Here is a 19,041-nt window from a genome sequence, read left to right as displayed (position 1 = left end):
TTTACTGGGCTTGGGTAACCGAGCTTTGGGCCACAGCGGCCGGTGGGGTCCAGATCACGTCCTTGATGCTCAACGGCTTGGGAATCAGCTTGAGCTGGTAGAAGGTGTCGGCGATTTTCTGTTGCGCGGCGACCACTTCCGGGGTCAGGAACAGCGCGCCGTAGCCCTGGCGTTTCACCGAGGTCAGGGTGATGTCTGCCGGCAGGCCGAGCAGCGGCGCGACCTGCTGGGTCACGTCTTGCGGATTGGCTTTGGACCACTCGCCGACGGCGCGCACTTCTTCCACGAGGGTCTTGATCACCTCCGGATTTTTCTGTGCGTAGGGTTTGGTTGCCAGGTAGAACTGGTGATTGTCGACGATGCCTTTACCGTCACGCAGGGTGTGCGCTTGCAGTTGTTGCTCGGCGGCGGCCTGGTACGGGTCCCAGATGACCCAGGCGTCGACGCTTCCACGCTCGAACGCGGCGCGGGCATCGGCCGGTGGCAGGAATACGGTTTGAATGTCGGTGTACTTGAGGCCGGCGTCTTCCAGCGCACGCACCAGCAGGTAGTGGACGTTGGAGCCTTTGTTCAGGGCGACTTTCTTGCCCTTGAGATCCGCCACCGACTTGATCGCCGAGTCTTTCGGCACAAGGATCGCTTCGCTGTTCGGCGCCGGCGGCTCGTAGGCCACGTAAAGCAGATCGGCACCGGCCGCCTGGGCGAAGACCGGCGGGGTTTCGCCGGTGACGCCGAAGTCGATCGAGCCGACGTTCAGGCCTTCCAGCAGTTGCGGGCCGCCGGGGAATTCAGTCCATTGCACGTCGACGCCTTGGGCGGCGAGGCGTTTTTCCAGGGTGCCCTTGGCCTTGAGCAGCACCAGCGTGCCGTATTTTTGATAACCGATCCGCAAGGTCTCGGCTTGAGCTTGAGTGATGGCGCCGAAGGTGACAGCCGCAGCAAACAGAGCGACCAGACCACGACGCAAAAATACAGTGCGCATAGCGCTCTCCTTTTTGCTGTTGGGTTTTGGCTGCACCTGCTTGCCCGTTGGCGGGCGAGTAAGGCCAGTACTTCAAGTTTCGATGCGGCTCAAATGCTCCAGCGAGCACTCAACAAACGTTCGTTCAACAGCCCCGGCTCCAGCGGCTTCGGCCGGCGGGCCATGGCGCTGACAAACTGGTCCAGCGCTTCATGCAACCGCTGCTCCAGGGCCGGCGCCAGCTGCGCCGCGGCACTGCCTTCGCCGTAAGCGATCTGGCTGTCCTCGGCAAATATCCCTTGCAGCATTTCCTGGGCCTTCAACGCCGACAGCACGGGCTTGAGGGCGTAATCGACCACCAGCATGTGGGCGATGCTGCCGCCGGTTGCCATCGGCAAGACAATCTTGTGGTTCAGGGCGCGTTCCGGCAGCAGATCCAGCACGGTCTTCAGCGCGCCGGAGAACGACGCCTTGTAGACCGGCGTCGCGATCAGCAGGCCATCAGCATTTTCAATCTGTTGCAGCAGGTCGAGCACCTTCGGGCTGTCGAAGCGGGCGTGGAGCAGGTCTTCGGCCGGAAAGTCCCGTACCTGATAACTCACCACTTCCACCCCTTGCTGCTGCAACCAGCGTTGCGAGCGCTCCAGCAACACCCCGGAACGGGAACGTTGGCTGGGACTGCCACCAAGTGAGACGACCAGCATTCAGACGATTCCTTGCGCGTTACAGCGCGATTCGCGGGTTGCGATCTCGCTTCGATGTCAGTGACCTTACCAGCTGATTCATATATCCATAAATCATATTTATTCATTTGGTTATTCCTTATGGAGATATTCGTTTCACTTTCTTCCGGGCAAAAAAACAGGCCGTCAAAACGGCCTGAAACCCTGCATCGTGGTTACAAATTGGAGGCGCGCGAAGCATTCACCGCCGCCATCGCCAGCAGGCTGGCTCCCACGCCCTTGTGGGAGCCAGCCTGCTGGCAATTGGACTTTATTTGTTCGGCTGCGGGGTGAGGCGCAGGTACGGCTTCACCGCGCGATAGCCTTTCGGAAAGCGTTGCTTGATTTCGTCTTCGTCCTTGAGCGACGGCACGATCACCACTTCTTCACCGTCCTGCCAGTTGGCCGGGGTGGCCACCTTGTAGTTGTCGGTGAGCTGCAGCGAGTCGATCACCCGCAGGATTTCGTGGAAGTTGCGCCCGGTGCTCGCCGGGTAAGTGATGGTCAGGCGGATCTTCTTGTTCGGATCGATCACGAACAGCGAGCGCACGGTCAGGGTGTCGCTGGCATTCGGGTGGATCAGGTCATAAAGATCGGACACCTTGCGATCGGCATCGGCCAGGATCGGGAAGTTGACGATGGTGTTCTGGGTTTCGTTGATGTCTTCGATCCACTTGTGGTGCGAGTCCACCGGGTCGACCGACAGCGCGATGGCTTTCACGCCGCGCTTGGTGAACTCATCCTTGAGCTTGGCGGTGAAGCCCAGCTCGGTGGTGCACACCGGAGTGAAGTCCGCCGGATGGGAAAACAGCACGCCCCAGCTATTGCCCAGCCATTCGTGGAAACGAATCTTGCCGGCGCTGGAATCCTGTTCGAAATCGGGGGCGATATCGCCGAGTCTGAGGCTCATGGTGCTGCTCCTGATGAGTTGTTGGAGACCTCAACTGTAGCTCGGGATTTGCCATTCATAAAAAGAATAAATAACTAGATATCTAGATCATTTATGAATATTAAACTTCTGTTCACTGGACGCTCGCCGGCAACGCGCCGAACATCGGCCCCAAGGTTCGAGAAGGCCTTGAGTTGCTGTAAAGAGGGAAATGTCGGGAAAGGTCTACGGGGGTGGGCCTGACCCGAAAACGCAAAAGCCCCGTCCGGCGCGATGCCGGACGGGGCTTTTTTACGTCGGTTGCTCGAGCGCTATTACAGCAGCGGGATCGAGTAGCTGACGATCAGGCGGTTTTCGTCCTGGGAACGGGTGTTCGCCAGGTCGGTGCGCCACATGGCGTTCTTCCAGGCAACGCCGAGGTTCTTCAGCGGGCCTTCCGGAATCACGTAGCCAACGGTCAGGTCACGTTCCCACTCGGTTTTTTCGCCCAGCGGAGTGTCGATGTTATCGCCACGCAGGTAGATCACACCGGCGGTCAGGCCAGGTACGCCGACCTTGGCGAAGTCATAGGCGTAGCGAGCCTGCCAGGTACGTTCGCCGGCACGGGCAAACTTCTGGATCTGCATGTCGGTGATGGTGCTGTTGGACGAACCGTCACCCTGGTTCAGCCAAGGGAAGTCGCTGTCGCCCTTGGTGTACTGGTAGCCGGCGCCGAAGGTGTGACCTTCAACCGAGTACAGTGCCAGGTAGCTGTACAGATCGTTGTCGACCTTGCCCTTGACGGTCTTGCCGCCGTAGTAGCCGCTGGTGAAGTACGCAGGCGTGTCACCGTTGTTGCCGTTGTCACGGCTGCGGTAGTAGCGCAGGTCGCTTTTCAGTACGCCCGGACCGATGGCCCAGTTGTGTACCAGACCCAGGAAGTTCTGCGAGTAGAACTCTTTCAGCTCGCCGTAGTAGTACGAGGCAGTCAGGTCTTTGGTGATCTTGTAGTCAGCACCGGCGTAGTAGAACTTGTTGCTGAACACGCCCTTGTCGTAGTTCGAACCGGCGTTCGCACCAGCGATCGACAGGTTTTCGTCGTTGCTGGAGTTACGGCCCTTGGCGGATTCGATCTGACCGGCAGTCAGGGTCAGATCCTTGATCTCGTTGGACTTCAGCTCGCCACCGGTGAAGGTTTGTGGCAGCAGACGACCGTCGTTGTACTTGATGACCGGGTTGTTCGGCATCAGGGTACCGACCTTCAGCTCGGTCTGGGAGATCTTGACCTTACCGGTCAGGCCCAGGCTGGCGAAGTCATGCACGGCACGGTTGCCATCGCTCGGGAAAATGGTGCCGCCGGAAGCGGTACCCGACGAGTTGCCGCTCTTGTCCGGGCTGGAATCCAGACGCAGGCCGTACAGGCCGATGGCGTCAACGCCGAACTGGACGGTGCCCTGGGTGTAACCCGAGATGAAACGCAGATCGAAGCCTTGGCCCCACTCTTCGTTCTTGTTCGGGCCAGTGCCATCACGGTTGTCGGTGTTGATGTAGAAGTTACGCAGCCCCAGTGTGGCCTTGCTGTCTTCGATGAAACCGGCTGCGCCTGCCTGCTGCGCAATAACCCCTACCGCCACGGCCAGAGCCAGGGTGGACTTGTTCATGTATCGCTCCTCTCGTTTCTAATTCTTGTGTTCCTGGTCCGGAGTCTGATGCCCCTGGATCCTAAGATGCGCGATTAGCGCCAGACCGTGACTGACAAGTCAATCGTAACCTTGTGCGTCTACGACCAAGGTCTAATCGCAGTTATTTGGTCCTTGCAGGGTAAAGACTTCCAGATAAACCCAAAAAGAATTTATTCATTCTTTTTCATACCATTCAGGAATATGGCCGGATAGTGGCCATCTGTACCGGGATACAGCGTATCGGCGCCTAAGCTCATTCCTAAATGGTATTTATTAGCCTTTTTTTAGATCGTTTAGCTTTGGCGAAACCCCGATTCGTCAAACCCTATCGAAAAGGCGACGCCATCATGGCCAAACGTGCACTATCTAGTCAATTTGTTACAGTTTGTGTGTCAGCGCTGATTTCTTTTTCTGTCCATGCTTCCAGCCTCACTGTCGGCTTCCAGACCGGCATCGATCCCAGCAAAGTCCCCCAGGCCGACGGCGTTTACGAGAAGGCCATAGGCGAGAAAATCGACTGGCGCCGTTTCAACAGCGGCCCGGAAGTAGTGACAGCCATCGCCTCCGGTGACGTACAGATCGGCAACCTCGGCTCCAGCCCGCTGGCGGCCGCCGCTTCACGTAATCTGCCGATTGTTGCCTTTATCGTTTCGGCACAGATCAATGCCGCCGAAGCGCTGGTGGTGCGCAACGGCAGTGGTATCGACAAACCCGAGGATCTGGTGGGCAAGACCATCGCCACACCGTTCGTCTCCACCTCCCACTACAGCCTGCTCGGTGCACTCAAGCACTGGGGCCTGGACACCTCGAAAGTCAAAGTGGTGAACCTGCAACCCGCAGAAATCGCGGCCGCCTGGAAACGCGGCGACATTGACGGCGCCTTTGTCTGGTCGCCGGCGCTGGGTGAAATCCGCAAGACCGGCAAGACCCTGACCGACGCCGCACAGGTCGGCCAGTGGGGCGCGCCAACCTTCGAAGTCTGGGTAGCACGCAAGGACTTTGCCGAGAAGCATCCCGAAGTCGTGGCCAAATTCGCCAAGGTGACGCTGGACTCGTTCGCCGACTATGCCGCCCATAAGGATAGCTGGACCGCCGACTCGGTGCCGGTGCAGAAAATCGCCAAACTGACCGGTGCCAACGCCGCCGACGTCCCGGAATTGCTCGCAGGTTCAGCGTTCCCCGATGCCAAGGCGCAACAGACCACGGCGCTGCTGGACGGCGGCACGGCGAAGGCGATTGGCGAGACGGCGAAATTTTTGAAGGAACAAGGCAAGGTCGAAAGCGTACTGCCCGACTACTCGCCTTATGTCAGTGCGAAGTTTGTAACCGAATAAACGCTATCGCGAGCAGGCTCGCTCCCACACAGGCTCAGTGAACCTGTGGGAGCGAGCCTGCTCGCGATGAGGGCACCACGTTACAGAGACTTTTCGAAGATTTTCGAATTGCGCTGATAGTTATAGAGAGAAGCCCGGGCCGCCGGCAGACGCTCGACGCTGCTCGGTTCGAACCCACGCTCGCGGAACCAGTGGGCGGTGCGGGTGGTGAGGACGAACAGCGTCTTCAGGCCCTGCGCCCGGGCACGGGTCTCGATGCGTTCCAGTAACTCGTCGCCACGACCGCCATGACGGTATTCAGGATTCACCGCCAGGCACGCCAGTTCACCGGCATCCGAATCGGCAATCTGATACAGCGCCGCACAGGCGATGATCATCCCTTCGCGCTCGACCACGCTGAACTGCTCGATCTCGCGCTCCAGCACTTCACGGGAACGACGCACCAGAATCCCCTGCTCCTCCAGCGGACTGATCAGGTCGAGCAGACCGCCGACGTCTTCAATCGCCGCCTCGCGCACCAGCTCGAATTGCTCCTGGGCCACCAGCGTACCGCCACCGTCACGGGTGAACAGTTCGGTCAGCAGCGCGCCGTCCTCGGCATAACTGACGATATGGCTGCGCGCCACGCCGCCACGGCAGGCTTCGGCGGCGGCATCCAGCAGTTCCGCCTGATAGTTGCTGCCCAGACGCTGCAAATGCGCCGGCACCTGTTGCGGGCGTAGCTCACGCACCAGTTTGCCGTTTTCGTCGATCAGACCGAGGTCGGCACCGAACAGCAGCAGTTTGTCGGCACCCAGGTCGATGGCGGCGCGGGTGGCGACGTCTTCGCAGGCCAGGTTGAAAATCTCACCGGTCGGCGAATAACCCAGCGGCGACAGCAATACGATGGAGCGCTCGTCGAGCAGACGGTTGATACCTTTGCGGTCGACCCGGCGCACTTCACCGGTGTGGTGATAGTCGACACCTTCCAGCACGCCGATCGGCCGCGCGGTCACCAGGTTGCCGCTGGCTACTCGCAGGCGCGAGCCCTGCATCGGCGACGAGGCCATGTCCATCGACAGCCTCGCTTCGATAGCGATGCGCAGCTGGCCGACTGCGTCGATCACGCACTCAAGGGTTGCGGCATCGGTGATGCGCATGCCGTGGTGGTAATGCGGGGTCAGGCCGCGAGCGGCAAGGCGGGTTTCAATCTGTGGACGGGAACCGTGCACCAGCACCAGTCGCACGCCAAGACTGTGCAGCAGCACGATGTCATGGACGATGTTGCCGAAATTCGGATGCTCCACGCCGTCGCCGGGCAGCATGACGACGAAGGTGCAGTCGCGGTGGGCATTGATATAAGGAGACGCGTGACGAAGCCAATTGACGTATTCGGGCATGAACCTGGGCCTGTAATAAATAGCAGCCGGAAAAAGGGCGAAACGGAAAACGCACAGCGGGCTGATGGTTATCGTCGGAACAGGCTTGGCGACACGCGCGCTCTCCTCATGAATACGGGTTGGCAGGACGGCAATTTATACAGCTTTGAGACAGTAATGTTCGATCAACTGCCGCAATAGATGCACGGTAGGCTGCAAACGTGACATTTCAAGGTACTCGTCCGGCTGGTGGGCGCAGGCGATGTCGCCGGGACCGAGCACGATGGTTTCGCAGCCAAGGCGCTGAAGATAAGGCGCTTCGGTGCCGAACGCTACCGCTTCGGCCGTATGGCCGGTGAGTTTTTCGGCGATTCGCACCAGCTCGGCGTCCTCGGCCTGCTCGAACGGCGGCACTTCGGGGAACAGCGGCGCGTAATCGATCTTCACCTGATGCCGCTCGGCGACCGGGTTGAGCTTGCGCAGGATTTCGGTGCGCAAGACTTTGGGGTCCATCCCCGGCAACGGCCGCAGATCGAACTCCAGCGAACACTGACCACAGATACGGTTGGGGTTGTCGCCACCATGGATGCAGCCGAAGTTCATGGTCGGCTGCGGCACGCTGAACTGCGGGTTGTTGAATTCGCGCTGCCACAGCAGGCGCAGGCCACGCAGCTCACCGATGGCGTCGTGCATCGCTTCGAGGGCGCTATGCCCCAGACGCGGATCCGACGAATGGCCGCTCTGCCCGAGGATATCGATGCGCTCCATCATGATGCCCTTGTGCATGCGGATCGGCTTGAGCCCGGTCGGCTCGCCGATCACTGCCGCCCGGCCCAGCGGCTTCCCCGCTTCGGCCAGCGCCCGGGCACCGGACATCGAGCTTTCTTCATCACAGGTGGCGAGGATCAACAATGGCTGCCTGAACGGCTGTTCGAGCAGCGGTTTCACGGCTTCGATGATCAGGGCGAAAAAGCCCTTCATGTCGCAACTGCCGAGGCCGACCCAGCGGCCGTCGACTTCGGTGAGTTTCAGCGGGTCGGTTTTCCACAACGCATCATCGTAGGGCACCGTGTCGCTGTGCCCGGCCAGCACCAGCCCGCCGGGGCCGCTGCCGAAACTGGCGAGCAGGTTGAACTTGCCGGGGCTGACCTGCTGGATGTCGCAACTGAAGCCCAGATCACCCAGCCATCCGGCGAGCAGGTCGATCACCGCCCGGTTGGATTGATCCAGGTTCGGCTGGGTGCAACTGACCGACGGCACGGCGATCAGTGCAGCGAACTGGTCTTGCATGGATGGCAAAGGCATCGCTGACTCCAACTCCCGGATTGAAGTCCATCATAGAACCATCCGGCGCCGAGAATAAACCGCCGCAAAGCGTAGGAAGGTTCAGTCCTGTACACTGCACGACCTTGGCAGCCACACATTCCCCCGGCTGCGCTCCCGATCCTGGATTTTCCGGCCATGCAGAAAGAAACCGAAATCAAACTCCGCGTCAGCCGCGAAACCCTCGCCGCCCTGCGCGAGCACCCTCTCCTGAAAAAACGCAACAAAAGTGGCTGGGAACGCCGTGAGTTGATGAATCAGTATTTCGACACACCCGAGCGTGATCTGGCCCGGGCCAAGGTTGCCCTGCGCCTGCGCAAGGACGGCGAAGAAGTGATTCAGACCCTCAAGACCCGTGGCCAGAGCGTCGCCGGTCTGTCCGAGCGTAACGAATACGACTGGCACCTGCCCAAAGCCAAGCTCGACGTGAAGAAACTCGACGGCGAATGCTGGCCCGAGTCCCTCGCCGAGCTGGACAAGAAAACCCTGAAACCGATCTTCACCACCGATTTCGTCCGCGAGCGCGCCGAAATCGCCTGGGGCCGTGGCAAGACCAAAGTGGTCATCGAAGCCGCGCTGGACCTGGGCCACGTAGTGGTCGGCAAGCAGAAAGAAGAAATCTGCGAGCTGGAACTGGAACTGCGCGAAGGCGAGCCTGCCGCGCTGCTGGAACTGGCAGCCGAACTGGCCGAAACCCTGGCCCTGATGCCTTGCGACATCAGCAAGGCCGAACGCGGCTATCGCCTGTACGACGCCAACAGCTACTCGCTGAGCCTGCCGGCGCCGGCCATCACCGCAGAAACCCCGCTGGACGACGCCTTCGCCGCCCTGAGCTGGCACCTGCTCGGCAGCAGTCAGCGTCTGGCCGAACAGTATCGCTTCAACGGCCACTGGCGCTTGCTGCAGGACTGGGTCGAGAACCTTGCGGAAATGCGCGCCCTGCTCAGCAGCCTCGGCCAGGCCGCGCCGCGTCAGTCGACCCACGACCTGCGTGTGGCACTGGATGCCTTGCTGGAAGACTGGCGCCCGCTGGTACAGGTCGGCCTTGAAGACGAAGACGTGCGCAAAGCCGCGCCGGAGCAGTTCCTCGAAGAACTGGAAGACCCGCGCTGGGGCCTGTTCTCGCTGAACACCTCGCGCTGGTTGCTGGCCCGCACCTGGGCTGCCGACCGCAACACCCGTGGCAATCGCCAGGGTGCCGCGCAGTTGCAAAGCTGGCTGCCGCGCCTGCTGGGCGAAGAAGCCACTTCCCTGCAATTGCAGCGTTATCAGCAGCAGCCGGAAGATCTGGCCGAGCAACTGCCGCGCATCGAACGCATCCAGGTCTGGCTGCACCACGCGCGCAACGTGCTGGAGATCCCGGAAATGGATCGTCTGTACGGCGAGCTGAACAAACTGGCGCAACTGGCCAACGAGCCGACCATCAGCGATGAACTGCTTGATGCACGCAAGCATCAGGCGATTGCGGTTTACCAGAATCGCGCCTGGAAAATGCTGCTGCGCATGTAACCCCCCTTCGCGAGCAGGCTCGCTCCCACAGAGAAATGCATTCCAACTGTGGGAGCTAGCCTGCTAGCGATGAGGCCAGTACTTTCAGCGCAGTACTGGCAAACTCGTCGTGGACTTGATCTCCGACAGCGCCACAATCGAGTTCACTTCCTGAATCCCCGGCACCAGCGACAGCTTCTCGAAGAAGAACCGCTCATACGCCTCGATGTCCGCCGCGACGATCCGCAGCAGGAAATCCACCGCCCCCATCAACACGTAACACTCCAGCACCTCCGGAAAGCCGCGAATCGCCTCGGTGAATTCGGTGAAGTTCGAACGACCGTGGGCGTTGAGTTTGATTTCGGCGAAGATCTGCGTGTTCAGGCCGATTTTCTTGCGATCGAGCAAAGTCACCTGGCCGCGAATGATCCCCTCCTCTTTCATCCGCTGAATCCGCCGCCAGCACGGCGACTGCGACAAACCCACCTGTTCGGCGATCTGTGCGCTGGACAAGGAAGCGTCCTCTTGCAGCAGGGCGAGAATGCGCCGGTCATAGCTGTCCAGTTCACTGTGCATAAATAATCCTCAAAAGCAGCCAATACCGAATTGATCCACCCTATCAACCGGCCAATCGGCTCATCTTAGACAAGAAATGCCCGGCATCGAATGTAAAAATTTCTCCACTGATTCCGGAGACCTGCCATGCCGCACCTCGAAGCCGTTAACACCCCAGCGCTCCGTGCCGATGTGTGGAACGTCAGCAATGCCCATTGCATTGCGCAGTACCAGATTCTGGCCGAGGCCGAGCCGGATCTGCTGGTGCGGGTGCTGAACCTGTTCGCCTTGCAGTTCCTCACCCCGGAACAGGTCAATGTCCAGCGGCTGGACGACCTGCTGTCCATCGACATCGTCATGGGTGGCCTGAGCTGGCATCGCGCCCAGGTGATCGCGGAAAAACTTCGTAACCTGATCAGCGTCTGTTCGGTGAATCTGCAAAACCCCGATGCGGCGTGGGATGCGCCGGCTCAGGCGGCTGGCTGACAAAAGCGGAAACGCCTTTGTCGGGTAGTGGCCCAACGGTCGGCGGGGCCACGACTATCCTTTGCGGACTGTCGTTCAAAAGGAGCCCGCATGTCCGTTCAACTCGCCACTCAGGACCGCTGGCTGGATCTCAATGATGTCTTGCGTGAGCTGGTCGCCCAGGGCTTCATCAGCCAGGACTCGGCCGAACACGCGCTGAATGCCCGTCGTCGGCAGGCGACCCACGGTCAGATGCATCCGCTGGAATTCATCGCCGGCCAGCAACTGGACGACCTCAGCCGTCCGGGCAAACACCTGGACCTGGAAAGCCTGACCCTGTGGCTGGCGCAGCAGGCCGGCCAGCCGTACCTGCGCATCGATCCGCTGAAGATCAATGTCGCCGCCGTGACGCCGCTGATGTCCTACGCCTTCGCCCAGCGCCACAAGATCCTCGCGGTATCGGTTGATCGCGATGCGGTGACCGTGGCCAGCGCCCAGCCTTACGTCAGGGGCTGGGAAGCCGATCTGACCCACGTGCTGAAACTGCCGGTCAAACGGGTGGTGGCCAATCCGGCGGACATCCAGCGCTTCAGCGTCGAGTTCTTTCGCCTCGCCAAGTCGGTCAGCGGTGCCAGCAACGCCGGCCAGCCGGGCAGCAACCTCGGCAACTTCGAACAACTGCTCAACCTCGGCGCCAGCGATCAGGAGCCGGACGCCAACGACGCGCACATCGTCAACATCGTCGACTGGCTGTTCCAGTACGCCTTCCAGCAGCGGGCCAGCGATATCCACATCGAGCCACGGCGCGAGCAAGGCACGGTGCGCTTTCGCATCGACGGCGTGCTGCACAACGTCTATCAGTTTCCGCCACAGGTGACGATGGCCATCGTCAGCCGCCTGAAAAGCCTCGGCCGGATGAACGTCGCCGAGAAGCGCAAACCCCAGGACGGCCGGGTCAAGACCAAGACCCCGGACGGCGGCGAGGTCGAGTTGCGCCTGTCGACCCTGCCCACCGCGTTCGGCGAAAAAATGGTGATGCGGATCTTCGACCCGGAAGTGCTGCTCAAGGATTTCGACCAACTCGGGTTTTCCGCCGACGACCTGCGGCGCTGGCAGGACATGACCCGGCAGCCCAACGGCATCATTCTGGTGACCGGCCCGACCGGTTCGGGCAAGACCACCACGCTCTACACCACCCTGAAAAAACTGGCGACCCCGGAGGTCAACCTCTGCACCATCGAGGACCCGATCGAGATGGTCGAGCCGGCCTTCAACCAGATGCAGGTGCAGCACAACATCGACCTGACCTTCGCCGCCGGCGTGCGAGCGCTGATGCGGCAGGACCCGGACATCATCATGATCGGCGAGATCCGCGACCTGGAGACCGCCGAAATGGCGATCCAGGCCGCATTGACCGGGCACTTGGTGCTCTCGACCCTGCACACCAACGACGCGCCGAGCGCCATCAGCCGTCTGCTGGAACTCGGCGTGCCGCATTATTTGATCAAGGCCACGGTGCTCGGGGTCATGGCCCAGCGTCTGGTGCGCACACTGTGCCCGCACTGCAAGGCGCCGTTGCCTGTCGCCGAAGAGGACTGGCAAACCCTGACCCGGCCGTGGCAGGCGCCGCTGCCGGGCAACGCGCAACGGGCCATCGGCTGCCTGGAATGCCGCGACACCGGCTATCACGGCCGCGCCGGGGTCTACGAAATCATGCAGCTGACCGACAGTCTCAAGGGGCTGATCAGCCCGGATACCGATCTGACGGCGCTCCGGCGACAGGCTTTCAAGGAAGGCATGCGCAGCCTGCGGCTGTCCGGCGCGCAGAAAGTCGCGGCGGGGCTGACGACCATCGAGGAGGTGCTGCGGGTGACGCCGCAGAGCGAGCAGAAATAGCCCGTCACGGAACCGGATCGTCGAAATGACGATCCAAGCCGTTATTCAACACCAGTGGAGTCATCCCTCATGCGTCTCAAACTTGCTGTCGCCACCCTTGCCCTGCTGTCTCTGCCCGTCGGTTCGGCAATGGCTGACAGCTTTTGGCGTAACGTCATTTCGTCCGGCGCCACCACCGGCTCGACGTACCTGACCTTCAAGGATCACAAGCTGATCGTCGCCGCCCAGGACGACGCCGGCAGTTTCGTTGCCAGCGATGGCGGCATTCGTGGCCCGTACCTGGAAGCCGCCATGCAGAAAGTCCGTGCCGACAACCCGGGCCTGCAGGCGACGGACATGGAACTGGCGAACGCGATCCTGGCGAAGAACGCCGTGGCCTCGGAATAAATCTGTCGCCCACAAAAATGCCGCTCATTTGAGCGGCATTTTTTTGTCCGCCAATCAGCGGTAGTCGTCCACCGGCACGCAGGCGCAGAACAGATTGCGGTCGCCATAAACGTTGTCCACCCGGTTCACCGCCGGCCAGTACTTGTGCGCCTTGGTGTGCGCATCCGGGGTAATGCCCTGCTCGATGCTGTAGGGCCGTTCCCAGACGCCGGTGACATCGGCCAGCGTATGCGGCGCCCGCTTGAGCGGGTTGTCCTCGGCCGGCCAGTTACCGTTCTGCACTTCGGTGATTTCCGCGCGGATGCTCAACATGGCGCCGATGAAGCGGTCCAGTTCAGCCTTGGATTCACTCTCGGTCGGCTCGACCATCAAGGTACCCGGCACCGGGAACGACATGGTCGGCGCATGGAAGCCGTAATCCATCAGGCGCTTGGCGATGTCTTCCTCGCTGATGCCGGTCTGCGCTTTCAGCGGCCGCAGATCCAGAATGCACTCGTGGGCCACCCGATCATTGCGCCCGGTGTAGAGCACCGGAAAGGCGCCGGACAGATGCTGCGCCAGGTAATTCGCCGCAAGGATCGCCACTTCGCTGGCGTCCGCCAGTTGCGGCCCCATCATCGCGATGTACATCCAGCTGATCGGCAAAATGCTCGCACTGCCCCAGGGTGCCGCGCTCACCGCGCCGTTCTGCGGCTGCGGGCCGTCGATCGGCACCACCGGGTGATTGGCGACGAACGGTGCCAGATGCGCGCGAATGCCGATCGGTCCCATGCCCGGCCCGCCTCCGCCGTGGGGAATACAGAAGGTCTTGTGCAGGTTCATGTGCGAGACGTCGGCGCCGATGTCCGCCGGCCGCGTCAGCCCGACCTGGGCATTGAGATTGGCACCGTCCATGTACACCTGACCGCCGTGCTTGTGGATAACTTCGCAGATTTCGCTGATGCCCTCCTCGTACACGCCGTGGGTCGACGGATACGTCGCCATCAGGCACGACAACTTGTCTCCCGCCTCGGATGCCTTGGATTTCAGATCATCCAGATCGACGTTGCCCGCCTCGTCGCACTCGACGATCACCACGCGCATCCCGGCCATCTGCGCCGAGGCCGGGTTGGTGCCGTGGGCCGATGACGGAATCAGGCAGATGTCGCGCCCGCCCTGGTGGCGGCTTTCGTGATATTTGCGGATCGCCAGCAACCCGGCGTATTCGCCCTGGGCGCCGGAGTTGGGCTGCATGCAGATCGCGTCGAACCCGGTAATCGCGCACAACCAGCGCTCCAGCTCCTCGATCATCAGCGTGTAACCGACGGCCTGCTCTCGAGGCACGAACGGGTGCAAGTTGGCGAACTGCGGCCAGGTGATCGGGATCATCTCGCTGGTGGCGTTGAGTTTCATGGTGCAGGAGCCGAGCGGGATCATCGACTGGTTGAGCGCCAGATCCTTGTTCTCCAGCTGCTTGAGGTAGCGCAGCATCTCGGTTTCGCTGTGATGGGCGTTGAACACCGGATGGCGCAGGTACGGCGAGCTGCGTTGCAAATTGTCAGGAATTCCGGATACCAACACTTCGGCGTCGAGTTCTTCGACGTTGAGCCCATGATCGACACCCAACAGCACATCGAACAGTTTGCCGACGGTGCTCTCGTCACAGGTTTCATCGAGGCTCAGGCCCAAGTGGCCGCGACCGAGAATTCGCAGGTTGATCTGCGCAGCCTGAGCGCTTTCGATGATCGCCGTCTGCGCGCCGCCGACGTCCAGGGTCAGTGTGTCGAAAAACTGCTGGTTGATGCGTTTGATGCCATGCCGCTCAAGGCCGGCAGCGAGGATGCAGGTCAGCCGATGGACTCGCTGGGCAATGCGCTTCAGACCTTCCGGGCCGTGGTACACGGCATAGAAACTGGCGATGTTGGCCAGCAGCACCTGGGCCGTGCAAATGTTCGAATTGGCCTTCTCCCGACGGATGTGCTGCTCGCGGGTCTGCAGGGCCATGCGCAGCGCAACGTTGCCCCGCGCGTCTTTCGAGACACCGATGATGCGCCCGGGAATCGCCCGCTTGTACTCCTCGCGACTGGCGAAAAACGCCGCATGCGGCCCGCCGTACCCCATCGGCACGCCGAAACGCTGGGACGAGCCGAACACCACATCGGCGCCCAGTTCACCCGGCGGTGTCAGCAACAACAGACTCAGCAGATCGGCCGCGACACAGGCCAGCGCCTGTTGCGCATGCAAGTGATCAATCAAAGGACGCAGGTCACGGACCTCGCCATGGGTATCGGGGTATTGCAGCAGTGCGCCGAACACCTGGTGCTGCTTCAAGTTATCCACAGCGCCGACGATCAGCTCGAAGCCGAAGCCTTCGGCGCGGGTCTGCACCACGGAAATGGTTTGCGGGTGACAGTTTTCATCGACGAAAAACAGATTGCTCTTCGACTTCGCCACACGTTTGGCCAGCGCCATGGCCTCGGCGGCCGCTGTGGCTTCATCGAGCAGCGAAGCGTTGGCCAGCTCCAGACCGGTGAGGTCGATGGTCAGTTGCTGAAAATTGAGCAACGCTTCGAGCCGGCCCTGGGCAATTTCCGGTTGATACGGCGTATACGCGGTGTACCAGCCGGGATTTTCCAGCACGTTGCGCAGAATGACCGTCGGCGTGAGGGTGCCGTGGTAACCCATGCCGATCAGGCTGGTCCAGACCTGATTCTGTTCGGCGTACCCGCGCAGTTTCGCCAGCGCGGCCTGCTCGTCCAGCGCGGGCGGCAGATCCAGTTCACGGTTGAGGCGAATGGCGGGCGGGACAGTCTGCTCGATCAGTTCGATCCGGCTGCCCAGGCCCAGACTGTCGAGCATGGCCTGCTGCTCGGCGGCATCGGGGCCGAGGTGACGGCGCAGGAAGGCATGGGGGTCGCGTAACTGGCTCAAGGATGGCAACTGGGACATGACGGGCTCTCTCTTGGCTGGCGCTCGGCGTCAATGCAACACGGTCAAACCAGCATAGCAGTCGATACCGTCGCGGACGGCTTGGCGGCAGGTGGTCGAACGGGGCATGCTGTGGCACCTGTAACACGCGCCCAACCCCTGGATGATCGAATCCTCATGAGCCAACTGCCGTTTCTGCCGTTTTCCAAACCTGTTATCGACGAAGCCACCATCGCCGCCGTCGGCGATGTCCTGCGTTCCGGCTGGATCACCAGCGGGCCGAAGGTCCAGGCCTTCGAAGCGCAACTGTCGGAGTATTTCGGCGGGCGTCCGGTACGCACCTTCAACTCCGGCACCTGCACCATGGAGATTGCCCTGCGCATCGCCGGCATCGGGCCGGGAGACGAAGTGATCACCACGCCGATCTCCTGGGTGGCCACGGCCAACGTGATTCTTGAAGTGGGCGCCACCCCGGTGTTCGCCGACATCGACCCGGTCACCCGCAACATCGACCTGGATAAACTGGAAGCGGCCATCACCCCGCGCACCAAAGCCGTCATTCCGGTCTACCTCGCCGGGCTGCCGGTGGACATGGAGCGCCTGTACGCCATCGCCAAAAAGCACAACCTGCGCATCATCGAAGACGCCGCCCAGGCCCTGGGTTCGAGCTGGAACGGCCAGCGCATCGGCGCCACCGGCGACTTCGTGTCGTTCAGCTTCCAGGCCAACAAGAACGTGACCTGCTCCGAGGGTGGCTGCCTGGTGCTGAACACGCCCGAGGAAGCGCGTCTGGCGGAGAAATATCGCCTGCAGGGCGTCACCCGCACCGGTTTCGACGGCCTGGATGTCGATGTGCTGGGCGGCAAGTTCAACATGACCGACATCGCAGCGGCCATCGGCCTCGGCCAGTTCGCCCACATCGATGCCCTCACGGCCCATCGTCAGGAACTGGCTCGCCATTACTTCAAATGCTTTGGCGATGACTTCGAAGCCACGTACGGCGCGCAACTGCCGCCCGCCGACTTCACCAACAGCAACTGGCACTTGTTCCAGCTGGTGCTGCCGGAGCGCAAGGACGGCTTGCCGGCGCGGGCCACGTTCATGGAGCAGATTCAGGCGCTGGGCATCGGCATCGGTTATCACTACCCGCCGATCCATTTGCTGAGCCTGTACCGCGAGCGCGGTTTCAAGGAAGGCATGTTGCCGGTGGCCGAACGGGTCGGACGGCTGATCGTGTCGTTGCCGATGTTCACGGCCATGACCAAGGCCGATGTCGAGCGCTCGGTGGCGGCGGTCAAAGCGGTACTGGGCAACGCCTGAGTCATCCCCGATAAGAAACTGCACCCACAAAAAAGCCCCGACGGATCGGGGCTTTGCGGAATTGCTTGAAGCTTACTCGCCGATGGACTGCTTGTAGGCCGCGGCGTCGAGCAGCTTGTCCAGCTCGGACTTGTCGCTTGGCTTGAGCTTGAAGATCCACGAGCTGTACGGTTCTTCGTTCAGCAGCTCCGGCGAATCCGCCAACTCTTCGTTGACCGCAATGACTTCACCGCCGACCGGGGAGTAGATGTCGGAAGCGGCCTTCACCGACTCGACAACACCCGCCGCATCACCGGCAGCAAACACCTTGCCGACTTCAGTCAGCTCGACAAACACCACGTCGCCCAGCGCTTGCTGTGCGTGATCGCTGATGCCCACGGTGACGGTGCCGTCGGCTTCCAGGCGCGCCCATTCATGACTTTCGGCAAAACGCAGGTCGGCGGGGATATTGCTCATGCTCGGTGTCCTCAAGAAATTGTCAGCGGTCGTGCCCGCCGGAAAAGGTTAGATCAAGGTTTTGCCGTGACGGACGAAGGTCGGTTTGACCACTCGCACCGGATACCACTTGCCACGGATTTCCACTTCGGCGCGGTCGGCAGTCGCCATCGGTACACGCGCCAGGGCAATCGACTTGCTAAGCGTAGGAGAGAAACTACCACTGGTGATCTCTCCTTCGCCAACATCAGCGATACGAACTACCTGATGCGCACGCAAAACCCCGCGTTCCTCAAGCACCAGGCCCACCAGTTTGTGCTGCACGCCGGCGGCTTTTTCCGCTTCCAGCGCATCGCGGCCGATGAACCGGCGCGTGGCCGGCTCCCAGGCGATGCTCCAGGCCATGTTCGAGGCCAGTGGCGAAACATCCTGATGGATGTCCTGACCGTAGAGGTTCATCCCCGCTTCCACCCGCAAGGTGTCGCGAGCGCCGAGCCCGATGGGAGAAATGCCGGCGCCCACCAGATCGTTGAAGAATCCGGGGGCCTGATCGGCCGGCAGGGCAATTTCCAGTCCGTCCTCACCGGTGTAACCGGTACGGGCAATGAACCAGTCGCCATCGACCTGACCTTCGAACGGCTTGAGCATCTGGATCAGATTGGCGCGGGACTGGGTCACCAGTTCGGCAATCTTGTGCCGGGCATGGGGGCCTTGAATGGCGAGCATCGCCAGATCCGTGCGCTCTTGCAGCTGCACGTCGAAGCCGGTGAGATGGGCCTGCATCCAGGCCAGGTCCTGATCTCGGGTCGAGGCGTTGACCACCAGTCGGTAACCGTCCTCGAGGCGATAGACGATCATGTCGTCGACGATGCCGCCGCGCTCGTTGAGCATGGTGCTGTACAACGCACGGCCGGGGCTGTGCAGGCGTTCGACGTCATTGGCCAGCAAATGCTGGAGCCAGGCCTTGGCCTGGTTACCGGCGACATCGATCACGGTCATGTGGGATACATCGAACACCCCGCAATCGCGACGCACCTCGTGGTGCTCCTCGACCTGCGAGCCGTAATGCAGTGGCATGTCCCAACCGCCAAAATCGACCATCTTCGCGCCAAGGGCGAGATGCAGGTCATACAGAGGCGTACGCTGTCCCATGGGTTTCTCCTTCCGGGCGTGGCGAAGGTGCGGAGCGCTGCTGGACGGTTTGAAAGCCCCGAAAGAGAAGGCTTTCAGCCGATTTCAGCGACAGGGTCTGTCAGACGGACCGCACCGAATGCCGCGCATTGTAGCCGCATGATTCAGGACTGACGACTATGGGGGCGTTCTCAATTGGTTTCCTCTCC

At 61.3% G+C, this 19,041-nt stretch carries 16 protein-coding genes; 6 read left to right on the top strand and 10 right to left on the bottom strand.

Translation table 11 applies throughout. From position 1 onward, the window contains the following. Window position 1: 1 nt before the first annotated feature. The 4 genes from DXT77_RS22830 to DXT77_RS22815 form a co-directional block, all read right to left on the bottom strand. Window positions 2–982, bottom strand: a complete 981-nt coding sequence (locus tag DXT77_RS22830) for a sulfonate ABC transporter substrate-binding protein (protein ID WP_119429284.1) — start codon at window positions 980–982, stop codon at window positions 2–4. Between the two features lie 89 nt (window positions 983–1,071). Further along, complete coding sequence (gene ssuE / locus DXT77_RS22825; RefSeq protein WP_085731495.1) at window positions 1,072–1,665, bottom strand: NADPH-dependent FMN reductase; 594 nt, start codon at window positions 1,663–1,665, stop codon at window positions 1,072–1,074. 289 nt (window positions 1,666–1,954) lie between these two features. Then, entirely contained in the window at window positions 1,955–2,593 is a 639-nt protein-coding gene (locus DXT77_RS22820) for a peroxiredoxin (RefSeq protein WP_085708987.1), read from the bottom strand. Between the two features lie 293 nt (window positions 2,594–2,886). Next, window positions 2,887–4,212 carry an OprD family porin gene (locus tag DXT77_RS22815; protein WP_119429283.1) on the bottom strand — a complete coding sequence of 442 codons (1,326 nt, stop codon included), beginning with the start codon at window positions 4,210–4,212 and terminating at the stop codon, window positions 2,887–2,889. Window positions 4,213–4,577: 365 nt separating this feature from the next. Here DXT77_RS22815 and tauA point away from each other — a divergent pair, with 365 nt between their 5' ends. Then, complete coding sequence (gene tauA, locus DXT77_RS22810) at window positions 4,578–5,567, top strand: taurine ABC transporter substrate-binding protein (protein WP_119429305.1); 990 nt, start codon at window positions 4,578–4,580, stop codon at window positions 5,565–5,567. An 80-nt stretch (window positions 5,568–5,647) separates the two neighbouring features. Here the strand turns inward: tauA and argA are convergent, their stop codons facing one another. Beyond that, entirely contained in the window at window positions 5,648–6,946 is a 1,299-nt protein-coding gene (gene argA, locus DXT77_RS22805; RefSeq protein ID WP_007951778.1) for an amino-acid N-acetyltransferase, read from the bottom strand. A 135-nt stretch (window positions 6,947–7,081) separates the two neighbouring features. Continuing rightward, window positions 7,082–8,230 carry an acetylornithine deacetylase gene (gene argE / locus DXT77_RS22800; protein ID WP_119429282.1) on the bottom strand — a complete coding sequence of 383 codons (1,149 nt, stop codon included), beginning with the start codon at window positions 8,228–8,230 and terminating at the stop codon, window positions 7,082–7,084. 156 nt (window positions 8,231–8,386) lie between these two features. On the opposite strand from argE, the gene DXT77_RS22795 reads away from it, so the two are divergent. Next, entirely contained in the window at window positions 8,387–9,757 is a 1,371-nt protein-coding gene (locus DXT77_RS22795) for an inorganic triphosphatase (RefSeq protein WP_119429281.1), read from the top strand. 84 nt (window positions 9,758–9,841) lie between these two features. On the opposite strand, the gene DXT77_RS22790 is transcribed toward DXT77_RS22795, so the two are convergent. Continuing rightward, window positions 9,842–10,312, bottom strand: a complete 471-nt coding sequence (locus DXT77_RS22790; protein WP_007951785.1) for an Lrp/AsnC family transcriptional regulator — start codon at window positions 10,310–10,312, stop codon at window positions 9,842–9,844. A gap of 126 nt (window positions 10,313–10,438) precedes the next feature. On the opposite strand from DXT77_RS22790, the gene DXT77_RS22785 reads away from it, so the two are divergent. The 3 genes from DXT77_RS22785 (at window position 10,439) to DXT77_RS22775 (ending at window position 13,039) form a co-directional block, all read left to right on the top strand. Continuing rightward, a complete protein-coding gene (locus tag DXT77_RS22785; RefSeq protein WP_119429280.1) occupies window positions 10,439–10,777 on the top strand; it encodes a hypothetical protein in 339 nt (112 codons plus the stop codon). 90 nt (window positions 10,778–10,867) lie between these two features. After that, window positions 10,868–12,652, top strand: coding sequence for a GspE/PulE family protein (locus DXT77_RS22780; protein ID WP_119429279.1), 1,785 nt, complete (start codon window positions 10,868–10,870; stop codon window positions 12,650–12,652). A 69-nt stretch (window positions 12,653–12,721) separates the two neighbouring features. Next, complete coding sequence (locus tag DXT77_RS22775) at window positions 12,722–13,039, top strand: DUF2388 domain-containing protein (protein ID WP_007951791.1); 318 nt, start codon at window positions 12,722–12,724, stop codon at window positions 13,037–13,039. Between the two features lie 54 nt (window positions 13,040–13,093). Here DXT77_RS22775 and gcvP read toward each other — a convergent pair whose 3' ends face one another. Further along, on the bottom strand, window positions 13,094–15,967 hold the full coding sequence (gene gcvP / locus DXT77_RS22770) for an aminomethyl-transferring glycine dehydrogenase (RefSeq protein WP_119429278.1): 2,874 nt from the start codon (window positions 15,965–15,967) through the stop codon (window positions 13,094–13,096). Between the two features lie 156 nt (window positions 15,968–16,123). On the opposite strand from gcvP, the gene DXT77_RS22765 reads away from it, so the two are divergent. Further along, complete coding sequence (locus DXT77_RS22765; RefSeq protein ID WP_119429277.1) at window positions 16,124–17,266, top strand: DegT/DnrJ/EryC1/StrS aminotransferase family protein; 1,143 nt, start codon at window positions 16,124–16,126, stop codon at window positions 17,264–17,266. A gap of 72 nt (window positions 17,267–17,338) precedes the next feature. Here DXT77_RS22765 and gcvH read toward each other — a convergent pair whose 3' ends face one another. Both gcvH and gcvT read right to left on the bottom strand, forming a co-directional pair. Beyond that, a complete protein-coding gene (gene gcvH, locus DXT77_RS22760) occupies window positions 17,339–17,722 on the bottom strand; it encodes a glycine cleavage system protein GcvH (protein WP_085708978.1) in 384 nt (127 codons plus the stop codon). Window positions 17,723–17,770: 48 nt separating this feature from the next. Next, the gene (gcvT, locus tag DXT77_RS22755; protein ID WP_119429276.1) at window positions 17,771–18,853 is read right to left on the bottom strand and encodes a glycine cleavage system aminomethyltransferase GcvT; all 1,083 of its coding nucleotides are present in this window, start codon (window positions 18,851–18,853) and stop codon (window positions 17,771–17,773) included. Between the last annotated feature and the right edge of the window lie 188 nt (window positions 18,854–19,041).

The organism is Pseudomonas sp. 91RF, from assembly GCF_003576265.1.
Taxonomy (GTDB): domain Bacteria; phylum Pseudomonadota; class Gammaproteobacteria; order Pseudomonadales; family Pseudomonadaceae; genus Aquipseudomonas; species Aquipseudomonas kribbensis.
Note: the sequence above shows the minus strand (reverse complement) of the source record. Positions and strands in the feature narration are given on the sequence as shown.